We start from the raw sequence: 23,241 nt of genomic DNA on the forward strand, positions 1-23,241 counted from the left end.
GACCGACCTCCGGTCCGTCAGGCCGGGCCCACCGGCGGGCGGTGCGGAGCCAGGGGCGGGCCTTCGGTTCACCTAGCGACACACCGAGTTTTGAGTCATCGGCCGTTCGAGCCGGTGGCCGCCGCAAGGTGAAGCGGGTATTTCGGTCACCACAACACAATCACAACATTTCCCCCGGCGGTGCCGGTAAGAATTCCTCCCATTGCGGGGGGAACAGCAGAAAGAGCCGGTATTCGGTCGCCGGCTGACGGGGGCCCCGTGTCCGAAGGGGCGGGTTGGTCGTGAGCGGGGAACGGGATGAGATTCGGGATTTTGGGTCCGCTGGAGGTGTGGGAAGGCGGTGAGCGGCTTTCCCTTGGGGGACCACAGCAGCGGACCCTGCTCGCCGTGCTCCTGCTCAACGCCAACTCGGTCGTGTCGGCCGACCGGCTGATCGACGAGTTGTGGGGGCAGGGCGCGCCGCCGTCCGCCCGCGGTCTGCTGAAGGGGTGCGTCGCCATGCTGCGGCGGGCGCTGGGGGTCGGGCGTGACGAGCGGCTGCTGACCCGGTCTCCGGGCTATCTGCTTCAGGTCGGGCCCGGCGAGTGCGATCTGGACCGGGTCGAGGAACTGGCCGGAGCCGCGACGACCCGGTCCGCTTCGGAAGCGGACCAAGCCGCCGCCCTGCTGCGCGAGGCGCTTTCCTACTGGCGCGGGCCCGCGCTCGACGGTCTCGAGGCCGAGGTCTGCCGCGCGGAGGCCGCCCGGCTGGACGAACTGCGGCTTGCGCTGCTCGAAGAGCGGATCGCCGTGGAACTGCGGATGGGCCGGTTCGCGGAGCTGGTCACCGAGTTGCAACCGTTGGTACGCAAGCATCCGCTGCGGGAACGGATGTGGGCGCAGCTGATGCTGGCGCTGCACGGCTGCGATCGGCGGGCCGACGCCCTCGCGGTGTACCAGCGGGTCCGGCGTTCGCTGGTGTCGGAACTCGGTGTCGAACCGAGCGCCGGCCTCCGCCAGGCGCACCGGCTCGTGCTCGTGGGCGCGGATCCCGCACCGGAGAGAAAGCCCGTGCGCCGGGCGGTACCCGCGCAGTTGCCGTCGGCCGTCCGCGGCTTCACCGGACGGGAAGCCGAACTCGCCGAACTGGGTCGCCTCCTTACCGCGTCCGAATCGCCGGGGACGGATATCGCCGTGGTTTCGGGCACCGCCGGCGTCGGCAAGACCGCGTTGGTACTCCGATGGTCGCATCTGGTCCGCGAGCGGTTTCCCGACGGACAGCTCTACGCGGACCTCGGTGGCCACGGCCCGGACGAGCCGGTGCGCCCGGGCGCCACGCTGGCCGCTTTCCTCGGCGCGCTGGGGCTCGGCGAGCGGGAGATCCCCCGCGATCCGGCCGAGCGGGCGGCCCGCTTCCGGACGGAGGTGGCCGGCCGCCGGATCCTGATCGTGCTGGACAACGCGGCCTCGGCCGGGCAGATCCGCCCGCTGCTGCCCGGTGCCTCCTCCTGCGCGGTGCTGGTGACGAGCCGGGATTCGATGGCCGGTCTGGTCGCCTTGCATGGCGCCCGGCGGCTCGGTCTCGGCCGTCTGCCCCGGTCCGACGCGGTCACCCTGCTGCGTGTGCTGATCGGTGACCGGGCCGACGCGGATCCGCGTTCGACGGCCGCGCTGGCCGAACTGTGCGCCCGGCTCCCGTTGGCCCTGCGGGTCGTCTCGGAACTCGCCGCCGCGCATCCGGACGGCACGCTCGCCGAACTCGTCGACGTCCTCGGCGCGCCACAGGACCGGCTCGAACTGCTGGAGGCGGGTGACTATCCGCACGCGTCGGTGCGCACCGGGCTGTCCTGGTCCTATCGGCGGCTCCCGCCCGAGGCGGCCCGGGTGTTCCGGCTGGCCGGACGACAGGCCGGTGCGGAACTCGACGTCCGGACGACCGCCGCGATCGCCGGGCTCAGCGTCCGCGAGGCGCGCCGCGCACTCGACGTGCTCGCCAGGGCGAACCTGGTGGACGCTGTCGCTCCCGGCCGCTATGTCATGCACGGCCTCCTGCGCGATTACGCCGTCTGCCAGGCAGGCGACGAGCCTTACCACGCGGCCGCCACGCTGGGCCTCCTGCCGACCGCCGCCCACCGGCCGCCCACCGGATACCGACCGCCGGGCCTCACCGTGGTCCCCGTAAGTACTGGGGAGAACGGAGACTGACCGGTGCGACTCGACGATTCCTCTTGGTATCGCGCGCTTTCCCTCACCGAGCGGCTGCCGGCCGACAGCGCCGGGCCCAGCGGTGACCACGGGCCGCGCAGGCTCGACCGCTGGCGGGCACAACGGCCGTTCGACCGCGAAGACTGGTTCGCCCGGCGGCTGGCGTCGGACGGGATCACCGAAGCGGAACTCGGCGCGCTGCTCGGCGAAGACGACGACGGACTGCGCGACCGCTTGCCGATCCCGCCGTGGCTGGCCGATCTGGGGGTGTACACCGACGCGGATCGCGGCGACGACGAAGAGCCCCGCGGGTTCGCGGTACTGGCGGAGCCGCTGTTGCGTGACGCCCGGGTGCGGGTGAGGGCGGAACTCGACAGGCTGGCGGCGGACGGCGGCCCGGTCGACCCCGGGAGCGCGGCGGAGCTGGTGCGGACGAACGTCGAACACGGCGTCGCCGCCCTCGTCGAGCGGACACTGGTGCTCGAACTCAACGTAGCCCGGGTGCGGGGCGAACTGGACGGCGACACCGCGGCGGACCGCTATCGCGCCTTCCTCCGGCGGCTGCGCGAACCGGCCACGATCGACGCGCTGTTCACCGAGTACCCCTTGCTCGGCAGGCTGCTCAGCGAACATGTCGAGCGCCGGGCCTTGGTGCTGCTCGAATTCCTTCGCAGGCTGACCGAGGACTGGCCCGACATCAGGGAGCTGTTCTTCGCGGACGATCCGGGCACGTTGACCGCGTTGGCGGGCGATGTCGGTGACCGGCATCGAGGTGGACGGGCGGTGCTCATCGCGTCGTTCACCGGCGGGGACCGGCTGGTCTACAAGCCCAAGTCCCTGGCGATCGACTGGCGTTTCCAGCAGCTGCTCCGCTGGCTGAACACCAAGGTCGACCGGCTGGAGCTGCGCGCCTTCGCCGTACTGGACCGAGGCGAGTACGGCTGGACCGAATTCGTCGAGCACCAGCCGTGTCCGGACGAACGGCAGGTGGCGAGGTTCTACCGGCGGCTCGGCGGGCAGCTGGCACTGGTGTACGCCCTGGGCGGCACGGACCTGCACCACGAGAACCTCATCGCGTCGGGGGAACACCCGATGGTGGTCGACCTCGAATCGTTGTTCCAGCCCGATCTGTCCCAGCTGGTCGACGCGTCCGCGGCGGATCTGGGCAAGCAGGTGGCGCTGGACTCGGTGCTTCGAGTCGGTCTGTTGCCGCAGCGGGCCTGGGGGTACGAGGACGCGCCCGGCGTCGACATCTCCGGCCTCGGCAACGCCGAGGAGCAGTTGACGCCCCGTGCTTCGCCGTACTGGGCGGCCGCGGGCACCGACGAGATGCGCATCGAACGCAAGCGCATGAAGGTCGGCGGCGGGCGCAACCGGCCGACACTGCGGGGCGCCGCGGTCGACGTGCTCGACCACGCCGAGGATCTGCTCGGCGGGTTCCGTGACACCTATCGCGCGCTCAGCGCCGATCGCGACGAGCTGATCGAGGCGGGCGGCTGGCTGGACCGGTTCGCCGACGACGAGATCCGGGTGATCCTGCGGCCGACCCATCTCTACAGCCTGCTGCTGCGCGAAAGCGTCCATCCCGATCTGCTGCGGGACGGCTTGGACCGCGAACGGTTCTTCGACAAGTTGTGGGTGCCCGTCGAATACTCCGGCTTCCTGCGTGCCGTGATCGCGGCCGAACGGGCGGAGCTGTGGCGTGGCGACGTCCCGATGTTCGTCGCCCGGCCGTCGTCGCGCGACGTCTGGAGCGGTTCGGGAGAGCGGCTCCCCGATCTGCTCGACCGCCCGGGTCTCGACCGGGTCAGGGAACGGATCGCGGGGTTCTCCGAAGGGGATCTCGAATGGCAGAGCTGGGTCATCCGGGGCTCGCTCACCGCGCTGGCCATCGGCGATCCCGCTGCCAAGACGGCCCGGCCCGGCGGAGGTGAGCGCAGCCGGATCGGGAGCACGGGAGACCACCGCGCGGCCGCCGAGGCCGTCGGCGACCGGCTGGAACGGCTCGCGATCCGGCACACCGAGGGCGTTTCCTGGCTGGGGCTGACCGCTTTCCGTGAGAAATACTGGGATCTCGCCCCGCTGGGTGCCGATCTGTACAGCGGGTTGTCCGGAATCGCGTTGTTCCTCGCGTATCTCGGTGACACCGTCGGCGAAGATCGCTACACCGAGCTGGCGGAGGGTGCCCTGGCGTCGGTGCGCTACCGGCTCGACCGCCGAGAGGTGGAGCCCGGACAGCTGGGCGCCTACTCGGGCTGGAGCAGCACGGTCTACCTGTACACCCACCTCGGCGTCCTCTGGCGGCGGCCCGAATTGCTGGACGAGGCGGTCGGCCTGGCCGCCTGGCTGGACGGGCTGATCGACGAGGACGACCAGCTGGACGTGCTCGGTGGCGCCGCGGGCTGTATCGCCGCCCTCGCCGGGCTGTACCGGCATCGGCCGGACGAGAGACTGCTCGAGGTCATCCGGCACTGTGGTGCCCACCTGCTGGGGAAGGCGCGCCCGATATGGGCCGACCTGCCCGCGTCGGTAGGCACCGAACGGCGAGAGGAAGCCCGGCTGGCCTTGGGCTGGGTGACGCCGCTGGCACCCCGGCCGCTGACCGGATTCGCGCACGGCTCGGCCGGAATCGGCTGGGCGCTGGCCATCGCCGCCGAGGCGACCGGGAACGTCCGGTTCACCGACGCCGCGGTCGCGGCGTTCGCCCACGAGCGCGCGCTGTATCAACCGGCGCGGGGGAACTGGCCGGACCTGCGCGAGGACGGCACGGGGGAGCCGATGACCGCGTGGTGCCACGGGGCCGTCGGTATCGGGCTGGGACGGCTGGCGTTGCCCGCCGCGCTCCGCGATCCCGAAACGAGCGTCGAAATCGCCCATGCGGCGGAAACGACGGTGGACCGCGGTTTCGGCGCGAATCATTCACTGTGTCACGGCGACCTCGGTGGTCTCGAACTGCTGATGGCCGCCGGTCACGCCGCGGCGGGCGAACGGAGCGCCACCGTGCTGAAAGACATCGAGACCAACGGCCGGCGGTGCGGCGTCCCGAACCACGCCGAGACACCCGGCCTCATGACGGGGCTCGCCGGTATCGGCTACGGCCTGCTGCGAGCCGCGGATCCCACCCGGATTCCCTCAGTACTCACCTTGGAGCCACCGGCATGACCATTCCGTTGTCCGTGCTCGACCTCGCCGTCCTCGGCACCGAAGCCACCAGCGCCGGCGCACTGGCCGACACCACCGCGCTCGCCCGCTGCGCCGACACGTTCGGCTACCGGCGCTTCTGGGTGGCCGAACACCACAACATGCGCAGTGTCGCGGCGACTTCGCCGCCGGTGCTGATCGCCCACCTCGCCGCCGCCACGCGGCGGATCAGAGTCGGCTCGGGCGGCGTGATGCTGCCCAATCACTCACCGCTCGTGGTCGCCGAGCAGTTCGCGACGCTCGAGGCGCTGTATCCCGGCCGGATCGATCTCGGGATCGGCCGTGCGCCCGGCGCCGACCCGGCCATCGCCGCCGCGCTCCGGCGTTCGGACACCACCGACTTCTCCGGTCAGCTGCTGGACGTCATGGGCCTGCTCGGCGATCCGCGGTCGAGCGAAGGGATCTGGGACCACTTCTCGGCGACACCGGCGCCGGTCAGCGCGCCCGGCATCACGTTGCTCGGCTCGGGGGACCGGGGCGCGCGGCTGGCCGGGGAACTCGGCATCCCGTTCGCGTTCGCGTATCACCTCCGGACGGCCGGCAGTTCCTTCGAGCCGCTTCAGGTGTACCGCGACGCCTTCACCCCGTCCGCCGCGCTGGCGAAGCCGTACGTCATCGTTTCGGTCAGCGTGCTCGTGGCGGGCACCGACGACGAGGCGGACCGGCTGGCCGATCCGCACCGGCTCCGGATGCTGGAGATGGTGACCGGGGTGCCTCCGCTGCTCCTGCGGTCACCGGAGGAGGCCGCCGCGCATCCGCATCTCGGCAGGGCCCGGCGCCTTCCGCTCAGCCTGGTCATCGGCGCGCCCCCCACCGTCGCCGCGGCACTGGCGGAGCTCGCGGACGTCACCGGGGCCGACGAGTTCATGGTGGCCCCGGTGACCCGGGGCGAAGCCGCCGTCCGGAGCCTCAGCCTGCTCGCGGGCACTCAGCTCCTGGGCGCCAGCTGAGTGCGGACGAGATCCGCGTAGCGCCCACCGAGTTCCAGCAGTTCCTCGTGCCGCCCGCGCTCGACGATCCGCCCGTGTTCCAGCACCAGGATCAGGTCGGCGTTCCGCACCGTGCTGAGCCGATGCGCGATGACGATCCGCGTGCACGGCAGCGCGCTGAGATTCGCGTCCACGAGGGCTTCGGTGGCCATGTCCAGATGGCTGGTCGCCTCGTCGAGCAGCAGGAAGGTCGGCTCCGTCGCCAGCGCGCGGGCGAGCGCCAGCCGCTGCCGCTGGCCACCGGACAGCCCACCGCCGCCCTCGCCGAGCAGGGTGTCGTACCGCATCGGCATACGTTCGACGTCTTCGTGGATTCCGGCGAGCCTGGCCGCTTCGGTGACCCGGTCCAGGCTCATCCCCGGGTCGTTGAGCGAGATGTTGGCCTTGATGGAACCGTTGAACAGGAACGGTTCCTGCAGCACCACGCCGAAATGCCCGCGCACCTGCCGCAGGTTGAGGTCCGTCAGCGGCCGCCCGTCGTAGCGGACGACGCCGCTCGTGGGCTGATACAGGCCCAGCATCAGCATGGCCAGCGTGCTCTTGCTGGCCCCGGTCCGGCCGACGAGGGCGACCTTCTGCCCTGGTTCGACGGAGAACGACAGGTCTTCCAGCACCCGCGGCCCGTTCGGGTCGTAGGCGAACGAAACGCCGGACAACTCCAGCCTGCCGCCCAGCCTCGTCGGCGTGTCCGGTGGGTCGTCGGGCTCCGGCGTCGCCTCGATCACGTCGACGATCCGGCGGAAGTGCACACCGGCGAGATGGAGTTGCTGCCCCGTGGTCACCAGTGAGGCCAACGGGGACAGAAAGGCGACGGCGATCCCGTTCAAGGCCAGCATGGTGCCCAGCCGCATCGATCCGTCGAGCACGCTCATCGTGCCGACCGCGAGCAGCAGCAGGGGAGCGAAGGTGCGCAACGCGTGCAACACGGTGTTGACGACGGCCGTGAGCCGGTTCCGGCGAAGCGAGGCCTGCAGTTCTTCGAGGAAGAGCGAGGACCAGTAGTCCAGGATCTGGCTCTCGGAGCCGGAAGCCTTGAGCGTGCCGATACCCCTGATCACCTGGACGCCGAAACTCTGCGATTCCGCCTGTGCCATCAGATACCGCTGGGTCAGCTCACGCAGCGGCCGGGCGGTGAGCAGCAGCGCCAGTACCTGGGCGGCGCCGATCGCCAGGGCCAGCGACCCGAACAGCGGGCTCTGACTGAACAGCACCACCAGGAAGACCACCACGAACCCGCCGTCGAGCAGGACCGACAGGGTCTGGTTGGTGAGCATTTCGCGGATCATTCCCGAACTGCTCAGGCGGAGCAGGAGGTCGCCGCTGGTCCGCTGCGCGAAGAAGCCGTAGGGGAGACTCAGCAAATGCCCGAAGAGACCCAGCATGATCTGGGTGTCGAACCGGCCTTGCAGATGGATCAGGATGGACGCCCGCAGATACCCCGCGACGAGATCGGTCGCGACGATGACCACGATGCCGAAGACGACGATGCCCAGCACGTCGGTCAGGTGCAGGGGAATGACGTGATCGACGATCACCTTGGTGAACGCCGGTATCGCGAGAACGGACAGCTGGATGATCAGGGAGACCGCGAAAACCTGGGTGAGCAGCCTCCGCCAGCCCGGCAGGCGGAGCACCTGCCGCAGATACGCCATCACCGGTGATCGCGAGCGCCGTCTTCGGGAGAACGCGGGGCCCGGGGTCATGGTCATCGCCACGCCGGTGAACTCCCTGGCGAATTCCGCGTCGCCGACCCGTCGCCTGCCGCTCGCGGGATCGATGATCTGGTAACCGTTTCTCCGCCGTTTCTCCACCACGACGAAATGGTTGAACGACCAATGCGCGATCAGCGGCAACCGCAGTCCGCTGAATCCGGCCAGTTCGACGGAGAACGCCTTGACGTGCAGGCCGAACGCCCGAGCCGCCTGCACCAGTGCCCGTGCGGTGATCCCGTCCCGGGTCACCCCGAACAGGTCGCGGCATTCGGAGACCCGGGTACCGCGGCCGTGGAAGCCGAGCATCATGGCCAGACAGGCGGCTCCGCATTCGGTCGTGGTCAACTGCAGGACCACCGGCACCCGGCGCCACAGCCGGGCGAGTCTTCGACGGCGGCTCTCCGGCTCACTCATCGGTCCGCCCGGTGAAATGGTCGAGCAAGGAGGCCGTGCCCACCTCGACCCAGGCGGGGTGGTGGCCGCCCGGCTGAACGACCCCGGTGTCGAGCCGCACGATCGCCACGGTCGCCGGATCCGGCAGCTCGCCGGTCACCGGGATCCCGAACCGAGCGGTGAGCGCACCGCGGGACACGCCGCCGAAACGCTGGATCACCCGGCCACGCACCGTGCCCTCTCGAAGAACGACCGCCGCCCCCTCGGCAGGCCCGCCCGCGCGGGACACCGGCATGACGACGACGAGCGACATCGGCTCGGCCGTCCGGGCCACCGCGGTTCCCTGCCGATGGACCGGCACCGGCATCGTCGCCACCCCGATGGCCAGAACCGCGGCCAGAGTTCCCAGGACGGCCCACGGCCGCCGAAATGTGGTGGGTGGCGCCTCCTCGGGCAGAGCCGGCTTCTCCTCCCGGCCGAGCCGGTGGTGGGCCACCGCCTCGGCCCGGAAGATCGGTGGCTGTTCCCGTTGTCGTGCCGCGTTGATCGGCTCGCCCACTACGTCCTCCCGAACCTGGATGGGACCCGGGCGACGTACGGGGTTCGGTCGCCCGTCCCGTACGCCGCCCGGGCTCGGTACTACTGGATGTCGGCTGTCGGTTCCTTGACGACGAAGCAGCTGACGACCACGCACGAGCCCAGCACCATTTCCGCGCCGGCACCGGCGACGAGCGAGTCGAGCGCCTCGTCGGTGAGTTCGATGATTCCGGCGGGGTTCGCGGGCAGCAGGCTGCCGCCCACCGCGGACCGGTAGTTCTCGTCCTTCCAGTAACGGACGACGTCGTAATCGGACATTCGTTTGTCTCCCTTGGTGTTCGGTGACGACCGGGATGACCGGCCTTGGCCCACCGTGCGGTGCGCCGGTGGGCGGCCGGTGTGCACGCGGTAGAAGTCCGGTGGGGCGTGGCCGGCGGAAAAGCCACCGGCATCGACGTTTTCGGCCGCATCGAACAGACGCACGCGATCTCCGGTGCCGTCAAGGGGGTCGATCAGCCCACACTGCCCGGCGGATTCGTCGGATATTTTCGGAGAAACGCCGCTGCCGCCGGCGCACCGCCTCCTGGTCCGCCACCGTTTCCCGGACCATGGGCGGTATCGGTCACCGGGTTCCGGATCGCCATCACGATTCCGACGTTGTACGAGGTCGCTCCGGAATCGTGGAAATGACCCGAGAAATTGTAGTTCCCGTTGGGATAGACCGTCAGATTCGCCCAGCCGCCGACCAGTACCCCGTTGTCGAAGTTGATCCGCGCGGGAAATGACGATGTGATCGCGTACCAGGCGGCCGCCTGCCTGGGCATTGTCCTCTTTGGCTTGATCTCGCCGCGCGACGACACAGACGCGGTCGTTCGCGACGGTTGAGCGAGGCCGTCAGGCCGTCACCGTTCCGGCCACTTCCCGGGCCGGGCGAATGCGGGTCAGCTGCACGAGGCTGAAGCCGAAAAGCAGTACGCCGAGCGGGACGTGGACCGCCGTCACGTGCGCGATGCCGAGAAACACCTGCGCCAGCGTGAGTCCGAGGAACACGACCGCGGGCAGGATCGGCTTGGCCGAGGCGCCGCCCGGGCGCCACACGAGGATCGCGGACAGCGTCAACGAACGCCGAGTTCGAGCAAGGCGCCCAGTGGACGCCGTCCTGGGGCCGATTCGCACTGAGCTTGACATGTAGCCGTCCGGCTGCCTAATCTGCAAAGGCAGCCGGGAGGCTGCATATCAGGGAGAGCGACATGGACGAGGTGTTCAAGGCGCTGGCCGACGCCAGCCGCCGCAGGTTGCTCGACGACCTGAACGCCCGCAACGGGCAGACCCTGCGCGAGCTGTGCGCGGGGCTGGACATGGCGCGGCAGTCGGTCAGCAAACATCTGGCCGTGCTGGAGGCCGCCAACCTGGTGACCACGGTGTGGCGTGGTCGCGAGAAGTTGCACTACGTGAACGCGGAGCCGATCAACGCGATCGCCGAGCGCTGGATCGACCGGTACCACCAGGGCCGGGTCGACGCGCTGTCCGACCTCAAGAAGGCATTGGAGCAGGAAACCGTGGCTACCGGCGAATTCGTCTACACCAGCTACATCAGGACGACACCCGAGCGGCTCTGGAAGGCGCTGACCGATCCGGCCTTCACCAAGCGGTACTGGGGCTGTGAGTTCACTTCGGACTGGAAGCCCGGGTCGGCGATGGCCTGGGAACAGCTCGGCGTGAAGCTGGAGGATCCCGAGCAGGTCGTGCTCGAGTCCGATCCGTACCGGCGGCTGTCCTACACGTGGCACACCTTCACCCCGGAGTTCGGCAAGTCGGTGGGGCTCGACGACGACGTGTCGGCGAAGCTCCAGGCCGAGTCGAGGTCGAAGGTGACGTTCGACCTCGAGCCCGTCGGCGACACGGTGAAACTGACCGTGGTCCACGACGGATTCGACGAGGGCAGCACCGCGCTGGAGATGGTCAAGGGCGGCTGGCCGTCGATCCTGTCGAGCCTCAAGACGCTGCTGGAGACCGGCGAACCGCTGCCCGAACCCGCGTAAACCAGGTCGACCGCGCCGCCGTGATCGGGCACGATCAGCATCGTGCCCCTGGAGATCGCCTGCGACGAGTCCGGGTCCGAGGGCGAGAAACTGATCGGCGGGCAGACCGACGTCTTCGCGCACGCGGGGGTCCGGCTGAGCGTGGAAGAGGCCGCGGGCTGCCTGGCGGAACTGCGGCGCAGGATCCGCTCGCCGGCGGTCGAATACAAGGCCAACCATCTGCTCCGCGCGAAGCACCGGCGGGTCCTCGAATGGTTCCTCGGCCCGCGCGGTCCGGTCCACGGACGGGCGCAGGTGTACCTCGTGGACAAGAAACTGTTGCTGGCGAACGAACTCCGCGCGCTCGCCGGACCCGGTGTCCCGCCGGACGACGAGGTCCTTGCCGCGTTCAACGACGTGCTGCGGACCCGTAACCGGCGGGATCCGGTGGCGGGATCCTTCTTCGCGATGGCCGCGGACACGATCGCCGGGGACATCACGGAACTGCGGGCGAAGGTCGCCGAGCTGCGCGAGGCCAAGGTCCTCGATCCGCTCGTGCCCGCGATCCTTCGCGCCGTCGAGCACTGGAGCGCGGGCGGGGAACAGGTCTTCCTCGTTCACGACGAACAGCCGTCGCTCAAGGGAGAACGGCTCGCCCGGATCGAATCGAGTCCGGGGCTGGCCGGGATGGAATTCGTGGATTCGCGGACGGACCCCCGGGTCCAGGTCGCCGATTTCCTGGTCGGTGTCGCCCGCCGGATCGCCGAAGACGAACTGAACGGAAAAGGCGACGCGATATTGACCGCATTGCTCGCACCGTATATCGACCAGGCGTCACTCTGGGGCTGATTCACCCTTTGGCACACCGAATCGCTCGGGTGGCCGTAGCCCCGCGTGGCGCCGGGCTGGAAACGTCGAGGCGTATCCGACACCGGCCCGGGAGGCAGTCGCAGATGCAGGCTTTCACCTTGCCCGAGTTCTACGTGCCGCATCCGGCCAGGATGAATCCGCACCTCGAAGCGGCGCGGGCGCACAGTATGGCCTGGGCCAGGCAGATGGGCATGCTCGATTCGCCCGCCCCGTCCGGTGACGTCGTCTGGACCGAGCAGGCGCTGGCGAAAATGGATTACGCGCTGCTCTGCGCGCACACCCATCCGGACTGTGACGGGCCGTCCCTCGATCTGGTCACGGATTGGTACGTGTGGGTGTTCTTCTTCGACGACGATTTCCTCGCGCAATTCAAGTACACGCGGAACACCGAAGGCGCGAAGGCTTATCTGGACCGGCTGGAACTGTTCATGACCGGGCCGGGTGAAACGTCACCGGAACCGGGTAATCCCGCCGAGGCCGGGCTCAAGGATCTCTGGGCGCGCACCATTCCCTCGATGTCGGAAGCCTGGCGACGGCGTTTCGTCACCAGCACCCACAACCTGATGGTCGAATCGCTCTGGGAACTGGACAACATCGACCGCGGCCGGATCGCGAATCCCATCGAGTACATCCAAATGCGCCGTCGCGTCGGCGGGGCGCCGTGGTCGGCGAACCTGATCGAGTACGCCGTCGGCGCCGAAGTACCGGACCGGATCGCGGTGACCAGGCCGATGGAGGTCCTGCGCGACACCTTCGCCGACGCCGTCCACCTTCGCAACGATCTCTTTTCCTACCAACGTGAAGTGCGTGAGGAAGGCGAGAACTCCAACGCCGTCCTCGTCTTCGAGGAATTCCTCGACCGCTCGACGCAGGAGGCCGCCGACCTCACCAACGACCTGCTGACCTCGCGGTTGCAGCAGTTCGAGAACACCGCGCTCGTCGAGGTGCCCGCGTTGCTGGCCGAGTACGACGTCTCGCTGCCCGAGCAGATCGCGGTCGGCCTGTACGTCAAGGGCCTGCAGGACTGGCAATCCGGCGGCCACGAATGGCACACCCGGTCGAGCCGGTACATGAACGAGAGCCCGGACGGCACCGAATCGCGGCTGCTTTCGCCGAACCGGCTGGGGCTGGTCCAGCGGGCGAGACAGCAGGCGCCCGCGCCGTTCGCGAAGGTGGGATCGCTGCCGCTGCCGGAATTCCGGATGCCGTACCCCGTCCGCACCAGCCCTCACCTCGCCGCCGCGCGCGAGTACGCGCCGGAGTGGGCGCGGGAGATGGGGATGTTCGAGGAGGGGGTCTGGGACGAGCGCCGATGCCGAAGTCTCGACCCGGCGCACTGCGCCGCGATGATCGACGCGGACGCGGACCTCGAACGGCTGAAACTGTCGACCGACTGGCTCACCTGGGGCACCTACGGCGACGACTACTTCCCGCTGATGTTCGGGCTGAAGCGGGACCCGGTGGCCGCGAAGCTGAGCAGCGACCGGCTTTCCCTGTTCATGCCGCTCGACGGCGAGCCGGTGCCGAAGCCCGCGAATCCGTTCGAACGGGGGCTCGTGGACCTGTGGAACCGCACCACCGGACCGCTGACCCCACACGCGCGGGCGGGGTTCCGGCGGGCGATCGAGAGCATGACCGCGAGCTGGGTCTGGGAGGTGGCGAACCGGGCGCAGAACCGCGTCCCGGACCCGGTCGACTACGTGGAGATGCGCCGCCGGACGTTCGGGTCGGACCTGACGAAGAGCCTCGCCCTCCTCGAAATCGGCGACGTCGTGCCGCCCGAGCTCCATCAGAACCGTGTGCTGTCCGAGCTCGACACCGCGGCGCAGGACTACGCGGCCTTCTCCAACGACCTGTTCTCGTATCAGAAAGAGATCGAGTACGAGGGCGAGACGCACAACCTGGTCCACGTCGTCGAACGGTTCCTCGCCGTGGACCGGGACGAGGCCCGCGACATCACCGCCCGGCTGATGAACGCGCGGATGGACCAGTTCCGGCAGCTCGCCGACGAGGACCTGCCGCGGATGTGCGACGACCTCGGGCTCGACGACGAGGTCCGCGTGGCTGTGACGAGGTACGCGGATCATCTTAAGGACTGGATGGCCGGGATCCTGGAATGGCACCGGAACTGCGCGCGGTACACGCCTGAGGAACTGGAACGCGCCCACGCTCCCGAGCCGCCGTCGTTCTCCCGTGTGCCGAGCGGGCTCGGGATGTCCGCGTGGCGGATCGGGAGCGGGGCGCGCTAGATCGGAGCGACGCCGCGTGAAGGCCCCCTTCACGCGGCTCAGCCGAGGGAACTCGACCTTCACGGACTGGCCGGCGCTCGGCGGCGAGAGACGCGGCGAAGGGGACTTTCCGCTCGTGCGATGTGGGGAAAGCTCCCTTCACCACGCGTTTCGCCGACCGGTCAGGCACCTGACACGACACGTTTGCCTTACCTCTCGAGAGAACCCGTATCGCCACTCACGACCCCGATCTCCTGGACCGATGTGGTCTGGCGGCAGGGCGATGGTGCGAAGGTGGCTTTCACAACCTTCAACGTTGTGAAAGCCACCTTCGCAACATCCGAGGCCGACCCAATGCCCTTGGCGGCCTTGTCGCGAGCCTGGACTCAGAAAGCCGTCAGGGTGATCTTCGCGGTCTTCGGGTCCCCGTCGTGCACCAGCGACTCGAAGTGCCCGACGTCGTCGAACGCGAAGCCGTACGCCTTCCCGTCGACCATCTGCTCGTGCACGATCCGCGAGTAGTGGTCGGTCACGGGCTGCTTGTAGAACGGGCCGGCGTCGTAGGTCGGCTGGGTGTGCAGGGTGCCGAGGGTCGACCGGTGCAGCGCCGCGCACAGCGTCCGCGCGATCGGGCCGACGACCTGGTCGTTCGGTGCCTGCAGCCGCCCGTCGCAGTTGAAGACGTCGCGAGTGCTCGGCTTGCTGAACGACGCCACCTCGGCGCCCGAGGGGTTCGTGAACCGCATGACGTCGTCCCCGCCGGTCTTGCCGGTGAACTTCTTGCCGGGTTCGGCCTCGAACGGGACCACGGTCAGCGGTGTCGACTTGTAGGTGTTCCAGGCGCTCGTGACGTAGCCGTCGAGGTAGGTCCCGCTGAACTTGCCCGTGTCCAGCCCCTTGCCCGGAGCGAGGACCCGCAGGTCGTTGTACACCAGGTTCGCGAAGCCGGACTGTCCCTTGACGCCGTTGAAGATGTTCGCGCGGCCGCCCGGCTTGAGGCGTCCCGCCTCCTTGTTCTGGCCGGCGCCGTTGGTCAGCCCGACGGCGTGCGGCACGCTGAACATGTCCACCTGCGAGCTGTTGATGAACAACCCGCCGTTGTCGTAGGTGAACTCGCTCCAGTCGAACAGGATGTCGCGGTTCGGGTCGCCGTCGGCCCACGGTGCCGGCTGCACCAGGCCGTCCGGGGTCAGGAAGAACTTGATCTTCTGCCCGAACGACATGTAGACGCGGCCCGAGAGCATCCGCGGGATCTTCAGTGTGGTCGAACCGCCGTTGCCGGGGCCCGCGATCGAGACGTCCGGCGCGGGGCTCGGCGGGTTCGCGCCCGGCGGCCACGGGGTGAAGGCACCGGCGGCGTTGACGTAGCCGAGCTTGCCGGTGTTGAGGTTCGTGCCGAGCACGTAGAGGTGGACCGCGTCGGAGCGGCCCGAATCGTTGGTGACGGTCAGCGGCAGCGGGTCGGGACCGGCGGCGACGGCGGCAGGAGCCGAAAGCGCCGAAACTCCGGTGACCAGGGGGAGGGTGACCGCCAGCGCGGTCAAAACGCGCCGGATTTTCTTACGGATGCGCACAGTTCACTCCTCGGCGGAATCCCGCCGCGGAACGCGAACGCGCCGCGGCGGTGCTTGCGGATGTCGGCCGGGGGCGCGTTCCCGGCCTGGGTGTGACCTTGGCGAGGGGTCTCAGCACGGGAAGTTACGGTCCGGTGGGCAACGTGTCCAGACCACTGGTGAGAATCTGTCCGATTCCTTGCCCGTATGGACATTTGGTCGCGGACTTTCGTCGATTGAGGTGGCCGGATATCTCGACTACCGTGGTCCGCGTTCCGTCCTGGACCCCGGCGGCCGGGTTTTTTCATCCGTGGGGAGCGGGGCATGGACGGCGATGGGTTTCCGGTGCGAAGAACCGGCGGCGGTGAGACGTGGATTTCTCCTGCCTGCTGGGACGATCTGGCCAGGACGGCGGCCGAGGGGGCGCCGCACGGGATGGACGACCTCATGGCCGTCCTCGTGCCGTGGGCGCGGCAGTACACCGAAGCCCGTCTTCGCGGCCATGACCTGACTTATCTCGAACCCGCGGACGTCGCGCAGGAGATCTGCCTCGCGGTCTTCATCGCGGTTCCCGGTTACGGCCTGCGCGGCGGGTCCTTCCTGTTCCTCATGCGCGCCATCGCGGCGAACAAGGTCGCGGACGTCTTCCGTAAGGCGGCGCGGAGCAGGCAGGTACTGACCGGTGAACTCCCCGAGCGCCCGGCGGTGGCCGCGGAAGAACCGGAACAGCGGGCACTGCAGACCGATCTCGGGGTCCGGCTCGGCAGGCTGATGCGGATGTTGCCGGTGTCCCACCGGGAAGTGCTGGGAATGCGGGTGATCGGCGAGCTGTCGTCGAACGAGACCGCGGCGGCGCTCGGGACGACGTCGTCACGCGTGCGGGTGACCAAACACCGGGCGATCAGCAGGCTGCGCGCGTGCGCTCAGCGCCAGGACGCCTTCAGCTGAATACGGACCAGTAGCCGGAGTAATCGATTCTCCCGCTTGGCCCGGGTCTCGAGAATGCGAACGCACATGGCCCCTCCAGAGCTCGCCGACGAGCGCCGTCACCGAGGGCCAGGGCGAGCGGTCGCGGGTTCCACCCTAGGCGCGGAACGGGGACCCGGAACCGGCTGAACGGAGGATCGGCGATCGAGTGGGCCGTTCCGACGATCATCGCTCGGCTCTTCGGGCTACTGCATTGGTGCGTAAGAAGCCTTCGCGGGCAACGTAAAGCGATGGAAACATGCGAGAATGAGCGGTGGCCCGGCCGCTGAAGCCGCGATCACTCTCGCCGTCGCCGCTATCGACGTCGGCAAGCCCGGTCTGGCCGAATTGATCGATCTCGAATTCACCGAACACCGTGCACAGGTGCATCAAGCCACCGGCATGGTGTCGGTCCAGCTCGACATCGGGCTCCCGGATGCGCTCGTCCGCCTGCGTGCCCGTGCCTATGCCAGCGACCGGAGGCTCGACGAGGTCGCCCAGGACATGGTGTTAGGCAGGCTCACGTTCCGGCCCGATTCGTGATGGGTCGTGTGCCAAGGAGATATTCGAACGATGACCGACCCGGCGACCGTCCTGCGGGAAACCTTCGTGCAGCTGGCGGACACCCTTGTCGACGACTTCGATCTCATCGAGTTCCTCGATCAGCTCGTGCTCGGATGCGTGGAACTGCTCGACGTCTGTACCGCCGGGCTGTTGCTCGCCGACGCTCGCGGCAGCCTCACCATGGTGGCCGCGTCCGACGAACAGACCCGGCTGCTGGAATTGTTCCAGTCGCAGAACTCGGAAGGCCCGTGCCTGGACTGCTATCGGAGCGCGGAGCCGGTCGTCTGCCCGGATCTGGTGCGTGCGCGCGGAAGATGGCCGAAGTTCGTGCGGGAGGCGGAGGGCGCGGGGTTCCGGTCCGTGTACGCCGTGCCGATGCGACTGCGGCTGGGGCAGGCGCTCGTGGACGTCGCCACGATCGGCATCCTGCACAACCGCCTGGTGCAGCGGCAGGAAATAATCACCGCGCAGCTGCAGACCGCGTTGAACAGCAGAGTGCTCATCGAGCAGGCGAAGGGCGTGCTCGCCGAACGGCTGCGGGTTTCGGTGGACCAGGCGTTCGGCGTATTGCGCGCCCACGCGCGGAGCAACAACCTCAAGATCCTCGCGGTGGCGACCGGAATCATAGACCGCACAGTGGAAATCCCGCGCTGAACGATACCGCTTCGGCGCTTGTCCGCCCTTTGGTGATACCCAAAACTGGGTGGGTGTTCTCCCTGGAGCAGCTGGTGAGTTTCGTCGCGGTGGCCGAGGAACTGCACTACGGCCGGGCGGCGGAGCGGCTCTCGATGACCCAGCCGCCGCTGAGCAGGCGGATCCAGTTGCTGGAGCGCGAACTGGGCGTCGAACTTTTCGACCGTACGCACCGCACCGTCCGGCTGACCCCGGCCGGACGGGTTTTTCTCGCCGAGGCAAGAAAAATACTGCGTTCGTCGCAAGAGGCGACGCTGTATGTCCGCCGGGCGAAGAAGGGCGAGGTCGGGGCCGTCACGCTCGGATTCACCGCCACCGCGGCGTATTCGTATCTCGAACGCGTCCTCGCCGCGGTGAACGCCGAGATGCCCGGCGTCGATCTGGTGCTGCGGGAACTGGTGACGGCCGCGCAGGTGGAGGAGCTGCTGACGGGCGGGGTCGACCTCGGCATGGTCCGGCCGCCGGTGACCGGCGGCGACATCGTGACCCTGCCGCTGTGGCGGGAACCGTTGCTGGCGGCGCTGCCGTCGTCGCATCCTTTGGCGCGGCGCAAGAGGAATCCCGACGTCCGCGACTTCGACCGCGAGCCGTTCATCATGTACTCGCCGTCGGAGTGCCGGTACTTCCACGACATGCTCGTGACGGTCTTCCGCGTGGCGCGGGTGCTGCCGGAGTACACGCAATACGCCGGTCAGGCGCATACCGTGCTCGCGCTGGTCAAGGCGGAGCTCGGGGTCGCGCTGGTCCCGGCCGCGGCCGCCGCGCTGCGGTTCGAGGGCGTCGTGCTCCGGCCGGTGGACGGGATCGAGGGCCGTCCGGTGGAACTGGAACTGATGTGGCGGCGGGGCAACGACAATCCGGCGCTCGGCGCGTTGCTCACCGTCATCGGCAACCTCGCGCGGCGGGCACGTCAGTCCACAGTGGACTGACTGGTCCAGCCGTCGCCCCATTCGGCGTCCCTGGCCGCGCGGTAGGCGCTGCCGTGCCGTTTGGTGACGATCGTTTCGGTGAGCCCGGAGCCGGCGCACAGGGACAGGCTGACCATGCCCTTGCGTTTGGCCGGATGCCGCAGGATCCGGCTCCCGGCCCGCTCCGGTGTCGTGCGCGAGGCGACGACGTAGGAGAACTTCTCGTCCTCGAAGCCGAGCGTCCCGGACTTGAGCTGGCGATGCAGGCCGGTGCGCGGGAGCCGCGCGGAGAAATGGCACCAGTCCTTGCCGCGCGGGATCGGGCAGGCGCCTTCGTGCGGGCAGGGCGCGACCAGGGAGAGGCCGAGCTCGACGAGCTGATCCCGCGCCTCGACGATCCGTTCGTAGCCCGCGGGAGTGCCCGGCTCGATCAGCACCAGCATCCCGGCCTTCGCCGACAGCCAGTGGACGACGTCGGCCCGGCGGGCATCGGGCAGCTCGCCGAGGACATAGGAGAGGGTCACCAGGTCCGCGTCCGGCGCGGGGGCGGTCGGGTCGATCAGGCCGCGCCGCCAGGTCGAGTCGCGGACGGCCTGGTCGCCGGCGTTGCCCGCGAGCCGCCGTCCCAGCGCGATCGCGCCCGGGACCTGCTCGACGACGGTGCTTTCCTCCAGCGACCGCCAGACGTCGGCCGCCGCCCAGATCGCGGCCCCGGTCCCGCCGCCGATGTCGATCTGCGTGCGTGGAGCGAACCCGGGAGTGCGGAGGGCGGCTTCGGTGAGAACGGCGTGTACGGCCGCGTAGGTGGCCGGCATCCGGTAGCCCGCGTACGCCGCGATGTCGGCTTCGGAGGCGAGGATGGGCGCGCTCGCGGGGGCGTTCTCGCGGTAGCGCGTGCTGAGCCGCTCGACGGACTGGGTCAGCCTGTTCTGCGGGTACTTGCCCAGCTCCTCGTCGAGGGCGGAGCGGAGGGTTTCGGGGAGAGGCGACACGGGGGAACACTCTCTCATGGGTGGTTGACCTGGGGTTTTCCGGCTGCTCGAATACTCGCGGAAAAAAGTTCGGGGACCGTGTCGAAACCCGGGGTGCCCGATCGACGCGTAGATGTGGCAGGGACGAGCCCCGCCGGGAACGGAGACTTCTGATGCGGTTCATGGTGATTGTCAAGAGCGACGAGAAGAGCGACGTGGCCGGTGCGCAGCCGAGCGCCGAGGACCTCCAGGAGATGGGGAAGTTCAACGAGGAGCTGGTGAAGGCCGGCGTCATGCTCGCGGGTGAAGGCCTGCTGCCCAGCGCCCAGGGCTTCCGTATCCAGTACTCCGGTGACACCGAGGCCAGGGTCGTCGACGGTCCCTTCGCCGAGAGCAAGGAACTCATCGCGGGTTTCTGGATCCTGCAGGTCAAGGACCGGGCCGAGGTCGTCGAGTGGATGAAGCGCGCGCCGTTCCGCGAGGGTGAGATCGAGATCCGCCAGATCGCCGAGATGGAGGACTTCGACAACGCCACCCCGGAGATCGTCGAGCACGAGAAGAAGCTGCGGGAACAGGCCGAGGGGAACTAGTGGTTGCGGTCGTCGCGCCGACGATGTTGATTGGTCGGCGTGACGGCTACAGCAGACCCCCGTTCGGCGATCGACGCGGTGTGGCGGATCGAATCGGCCCGCCTCATCGCCGGCCTCGCGCGGATGACGCGCGACGTCGGGCTCGCGGAGGAACTGGCGCAGGACGCGCTGGTCGCCGCGCTCGAACAGTGGCCTGAGTCGGGCGTCCCGAGGAATCCGGGCGCCTGGCTCATGACCACGGCCAAGCGCCGGGCGGTCGACACCTTCCGCCGCAACGAGCGGTACGAGAAGAAACTCGGCGAGATCGGCCGCGAGCAGGAGACCGAGGAAGAGCCCGACTTCACCGCGGGCCTCGACGACCACATCGAGGACGATCTGCTGCGGCTGGTGTTCACCGCCTGCCACCCGGTGCTGTCGACCGAGGCCAGGGTGGCGCTGACGCTGAAGATGATCGGCGGGCTGCAGACCCACGAGATCGCACGGGCGTTCCTCGCCAAGGAAACCGCCATCGCGCAGCGGATCGTCCGGGCGAAGAAGACGCTCGGCGACGCCAAGGTGCCGTTCGAGGTGCCGGAAGGCGCGGACCGGGTCGCCCGTCTTTCTTCGGTCCTCGAAGTCATCTACCTGATCTTCAACGAGGGGTATTCGGCGACGGCGGGCGAGGACTGGATGCGCCCGGCGTTGTGCGAGGAGGCGCTGCGGCTCGGCCGGATCCTGGCCGGGCTCATGCCGCGGGAACCCGAAGTGCACGGGCTCGTCGCGCTGATGGAGATCCAGGCGTCGCGGTCCGCCGCGCGCGTCGGGCCGAACGGCGAACCCGTGCTGCTGATGGACCAGGACCGGACCAAATGGAACCGGCTCTTGATCGGCCGCGGCCTCGCCGCCCTGGAGCTCGCCGAGTCGCTCACCGGCGGCGCTTTCGGCGTCTACGCGGCACAGGCCGCCATCGCCGCCTGCCACGCGCGGGCACGGACGGGCGAGGAAACCGACTGGGGACGCATCGCCGTTCTGTACGAAGGGCTCGGGAAGCTGAACCCGTCGCCGGTGATCGAACTGAACCGCGCGGTGGCGCTGTCGATGGCAGTCGGGCCGGAGGCGGGGCTGGAGATCGTCGACAAGCTGACGTCGGAGCCCGCGCTGAAGGCGTATCACCTGCTGCCGAGCGTCCGGGGCGACTTCCTGGCGAAGCTCGGCCGTCTCGACGAGGCCCGCGCCGAGTTCGAGCGCGCGGCGGAGATGACCGGGAACGACCGGGAGCGCACCCTCCTGCTCGGCCGCGCCGCGGAGTGCACCCCCTGACCCCCCCGCGTTTCGTCCTCTGAATGCGGTAGTTCGTAGCGCGAACCACCGCATTCAGAGGACGAAACGCGAAAGGGGCGGGAGCGGCGGGGCGCGGTCAGGCGGGGGCGGGGCGCAGGGTGGTCAGGGCCCGGTGCTGCGCCAGCCGGACGGCCTGCACGGAGCAGCCGAGCGCGAGCGCGGTGTCGTCGGCCGAAAGCCCGACGAGCGACCGCAGCACCATGATCTCGCGCTGCTGCCCCGGCAGCCCCGAAAGCGGGTTCGGCAGTTCCGCGGCGGACCGGTGGAACTCGTCGACCAGACCGCGCGTGACGTCGTAGGCGTACGTGAGCAGCGCCGGCGCCCCGGCGGCTCCGGCGATGATCTCGCGGCAACTGTTCTTCGCGACCGCGTCCGCGGTGTCGTAACTGCCCGAACGGCGTCCGATCCGCGCCCGGCAGTAACGCACGACCAAGACGCGGACGGCGTCGACGATCTTCGAACCTGTCTCCATCCGCCCGCCGGCCTCCTCCGACCGCCGCGAACCGTGTCCTTGCATCGGCTCCCTCTCCCACCTTTCAGATGAGCACGGCGGAAGGGGAGGGAGGTACGGTCTTTTTGCCCACAAGGGGCACGGTCAGGCCTCGATGAACACGATCCGTTCCGGCTCGATCGTCAGGCTCACGGTCTGCCGCTTCACGCTCACCAGCGTCTCGAATTCCGTGGCGTGCCCGTCCGGGACGGTGAACAGGCGGTCGTTGCGGGAATCGAGGAAGTCGGAGAAGCCGGTCAGCGACACCCCGCCGGTTTCGTCGAGCGCGAGATAGTCGACGAGCCTGCGGAACAGTTTCGGCAGGATCACCAGTTCGTCGGCGAGCTGCCGCCGGGACGAGAGCTTGAAACCGGAGTTCGTGACGTCGCTCGGCCACAGCCCGAGCCCGTCCTGGCGCGCCTGGACGGCGGCCTCGGCCAAGGCGTCACGGAGATCCGGATAAAGCAGTGAATAGAACGTCGGGTAGACGAGTCCGTCCGCGATCTGCCGGTAGTTCGCGGAGTTCTTCAGCGTTTTGACGTCGAGATGGACCTTCGAAAGGTCCGCCGACCGTCCCGGCCGTTGCCCGGGAAAGGCGAACGCCACCGCCCGTCCGTATTTGTCGGCGAAACGCGTCAGTATGTGACCCGGTACCTTGATCGGGGTCGACGAAGTGACCGTTCCCCGGTCGTTCCGTTCGACGGTTTTGAAGCCGAGGATCTTCAGCAGGTTCGCCGCCGCGGCGTCGGCGAATTCCGCGGGCTGGTGCCACATCCCGCCGGTTCCCCTGGCCTGGTAGTGCGTTTCGAGCGCGTCGATCGCGTCGAGCCGCAACTGCATCCCGCCCCGCGAATTGAGCCGGACCTTCAAGCCCGCCTTCTTGGTCGCCTGGGGATCTTCGGGATAGAACCGCACCGAATCGCCGTCCGGCGAAGCGCCGACAAGCTGGAAAGTACCTTTGATCAGCGTCATGGGCATGAGGACAACGGTAGTTCTCATTCCGGTGAACGAACCATGTGTTCATCCATCCAGACCAGTCGCCGGTTAAGAT

Annotated in this window: 21 protein-coding genes; 12 read left to right on the top strand and 9 right to left on the bottom strand. The window is 68.9% G+C overall.

The window, feature by feature from the left end; genetic code table 11:
- The first annotated feature begins 297 nt into the window (after window positions 1-297).
- Genes IE302_RS24320 through IE302_RS24330 form a run of 3 tightly spaced genes read left to right on the top strand, consistent with a single transcriptional unit; the run spans window position 298 to window position 6,335 of the window.
- The gene (locus IE302_RS24320) at window positions 298-2,184 is read left to right on the top strand and encodes an AfsR/SARP family transcriptional regulator (RefSeq protein ID WP_191256768.1); all 1,887 of its coding nucleotides are present in this window, start codon (window positions 298-300) and stop codon (window positions 2,182-2,184) included.
- Between the two features lie 3 nt (window positions 2,185-2,187).
- Window positions 2,188-5,346, top strand: coding sequence for a type 2 lanthipeptide synthetase LanM family protein (locus IE302_RS24325; RefSeq protein ID WP_191256769.1), 3,159 nt, complete (start codon window positions 2,188-2,190; stop codon window positions 5,344-5,346).
- Complete coding sequence (locus tag IE302_RS24330; protein ID WP_191256770.1) at window positions 5,343-6,335, top strand: LLM class flavin-dependent oxidoreductase; 993 nt, start codon at window positions 5,343-5,345, stop codon at window positions 6,333-6,335. The genes IE302_RS24325 and IE302_RS24330 overlap by 4 nt, the downstream gene beginning before the upstream one ends.
- Here IE302_RS24330 and IE302_RS24335 read toward each other — a convergent pair.
- From IE302_RS24335 to IE302_RS24355, 5 genes are all read right to left on the bottom strand, one after another.
- A complete protein-coding gene (locus IE302_RS24335) occupies window positions 6,314-8,500 on the bottom strand; it encodes a peptidase domain-containing ABC transporter (protein ID WP_191256771.1) in 2,187 nt (728 codons plus the stop codon). The genes IE302_RS24330 and IE302_RS24335 overlap by 22 nt on opposite strands.
- Window positions 8,493-9,038 carry a hypothetical protein gene (locus IE302_RS24340; protein WP_191256772.1) on the bottom strand — a complete coding sequence of 182 codons (546 nt, stop codon included), beginning with the start codon at window positions 9,036-9,038 and terminating at the stop codon, window positions 8,493-8,495. Before IE302_RS24340 ends, IE302_RS24335 begins: the two co-directional genes overlap by 8 nt.
- A gap of 80 nt (window positions 9,039-9,118) precedes the next feature.
- The gene (locus tag IE302_RS24345; protein ID WP_191256773.1) at window positions 9,119-9,334 is read right to left on the bottom strand and encodes a mersacidin/lichenicidin family type 2 lantibiotic; all 216 of its coding nucleotides are present in this window, start codon (window positions 9,332-9,334) and stop codon (window positions 9,119-9,121) included.
- 194 nt (window positions 9,335-9,528) lie between these two features.
- Complete coding sequence (locus tag IE302_RS24350) at window positions 9,529-9,840, bottom strand: hypothetical protein (RefSeq protein ID WP_191256774.1); 312 nt, start codon at window positions 9,838-9,840, stop codon at window positions 9,529-9,531.
- A gap of 70 nt (window positions 9,841-9,910) precedes the next feature.
- Complete coding sequence (locus IE302_RS24355) at window positions 9,911-10,135, bottom strand: hypothetical protein (protein WP_229907919.1); 225 nt, start codon at window positions 10,133-10,135, stop codon at window positions 9,911-9,913.
- Between the two features lie 131 nt (window positions 10,136-10,266).
- Here IE302_RS24355 and IE302_RS24360 point away from each other — a divergent pair, with 131 nt between their 5' ends.
- From IE302_RS24360 to IE302_RS24370, 3 genes are all read left to right on the top strand, one after another.
- Window positions 10,267-11,058, top strand: a complete 792-nt coding sequence (locus IE302_RS24360) for an ArsR/SmtB family transcription factor (RefSeq protein WP_191256775.1) — start codon at window positions 10,267-10,269, stop codon at window positions 11,056-11,058.
- 42 nt (window positions 11,059-11,100) lie between these two features.
- Window positions 11,101-11,886 (top strand): DUF3800 domain-containing protein, encoded by a 786-nt coding sequence (locus IE302_RS24365; protein WP_229907920.1) that lies wholly within the window; start codon window positions 11,101-11,103, stop codon window positions 11,884-11,886.
- 104 nt (window positions 11,887-11,990) lie between these two features.
- Complete coding sequence (locus tag IE302_RS24370; protein WP_191256776.1) at window positions 11,991-14,156, top strand: terpene synthase family protein; 2,166 nt, start codon at window positions 11,991-11,993, stop codon at window positions 14,154-14,156.
- A gap of 365 nt (window positions 14,157-14,521) precedes the next feature.
- Here IE302_RS24370 and IE302_RS24375 read toward each other — a convergent pair whose 3' ends face one another.
- Window positions 14,522-15,709, bottom strand: coding sequence for a beta-1,3-glucanase family protein (locus IE302_RS24375; RefSeq protein WP_191256777.1), 1,188 nt, complete (start codon window positions 15,707-15,709; stop codon window positions 14,522-14,524).
- A gap of 303 nt (window positions 15,710-16,012) precedes the next feature.
- Here IE302_RS24375 and IE302_RS24380 point away from each other — a divergent pair, with 303 nt between their 5' ends.
- The 4 genes from IE302_RS24380 to IE302_RS24395 all read left to right on the top strand — a co-directional run bounded on the left by IE302_RS24380 (window position 16,013) and on the right by IE302_RS24395 (window position 18,840).
- Window positions 16,013-16,636, top strand: coding sequence for a sigma-70 family RNA polymerase sigma factor (locus tag IE302_RS24380; RefSeq protein ID WP_191256778.1), 624 nt, complete (start codon window positions 16,013-16,015; stop codon window positions 16,634-16,636).
- Window positions 16,637-16,921: 285 nt separating this feature from the next.
- Window positions 16,922-17,197 carry an ANTAR domain-containing protein gene (locus tag IE302_RS24385; protein ID WP_229907921.1) on the top strand — a complete coding sequence of 92 codons (276 nt, stop codon included), beginning with the start codon at window positions 16,922-16,924 and terminating at the stop codon, window positions 17,195-17,197.
- 30 nt (window positions 17,198-17,227) lie between these two features.
- Window positions 17,228-17,872, top strand: coding sequence for a GAF and ANTAR domain-containing protein (locus tag IE302_RS24390; RefSeq protein WP_191256779.1), 645 nt, complete (start codon window positions 17,228-17,230; stop codon window positions 17,870-17,872).
- Window positions 17,873-17,925: 53 nt separating this feature from the next.
- Complete coding sequence (locus tag IE302_RS24395) at window positions 17,926-18,840, top strand: LysR family transcriptional regulator (RefSeq protein WP_191256780.1); 915 nt, start codon at window positions 17,926-17,928, stop codon at window positions 18,838-18,840.
- Here IE302_RS24395 and IE302_RS24400 read toward each other — a convergent pair.
- Window positions 18,822-19,811 (bottom strand): small ribosomal subunit Rsm22 family protein, encoded by a 990-nt coding sequence (locus tag IE302_RS24400; RefSeq protein ID WP_373308018.1) that lies wholly within the window; start codon window positions 19,809-19,811, stop codon window positions 18,822-18,824. The two genes, IE302_RS24395 and IE302_RS24400, sit on opposite strands and share 19 nt — an antisense overlap.
- 152 nt (window positions 19,812-19,963) lie before the next feature.
- On the opposite strand from IE302_RS24400, the gene IE302_RS24405 reads away from it, so the two are divergent.
- Together IE302_RS24405 and IE302_RS24410 are read left to right on the top strand one after the other, a co-directional pair.
- Window positions 19,964-20,380 (top strand): YciI family protein, encoded by a 417-nt coding sequence (locus IE302_RS24405; RefSeq protein ID WP_191256782.1) that lies wholly within the window; start codon window positions 19,964-19,966, stop codon window positions 20,378-20,380.
- A 30-nt stretch (window positions 20,381-20,410) separates the two neighbouring features.
- Window positions 20,411-21,679, top strand: a complete 1,269-nt coding sequence (locus tag IE302_RS24410; RefSeq protein WP_191256783.1) for an RNA polymerase sigma factor — start codon at window positions 20,411-20,413, stop codon at window positions 21,677-21,679.
- A 97-nt stretch (window positions 21,680-21,776) separates the two neighbouring features.
- On the opposite strand, the gene IE302_RS24415 is transcribed toward IE302_RS24410, so the two are convergent.
- Both IE302_RS24415 and IE302_RS24420 read right to left on the bottom strand, forming a co-directional pair.
- The gene (locus IE302_RS24415) at window positions 21,777-22,172 is read right to left on the bottom strand and encodes a sigma factor-like helix-turn-helix DNA-binding protein (RefSeq protein ID WP_191256784.1); all 396 of its coding nucleotides are present in this window, start codon (window positions 22,170-22,172) and stop codon (window positions 21,777-21,779) included.
- 123 nt (window positions 22,173-22,295) lie between these two features.
- Window positions 22,296-23,168, bottom strand: a complete 873-nt coding sequence (locus tag IE302_RS24420) for a nuclease (protein ID WP_191256785.1) — start codon at window positions 23,166-23,168, stop codon at window positions 22,296-22,298.
- Window positions 23,169-23,241: the final 73 nt, after the last annotated feature.

It is taken from the genome of Amycolatopsis oliviviridis, from assembly GCF_014654365.1.
GTDB lineage: Bacteria > Actinomycetota > Actinomycetes > Mycobacteriales > Pseudonocardiaceae > Amycolatopsis > Amycolatopsis oliviviridis.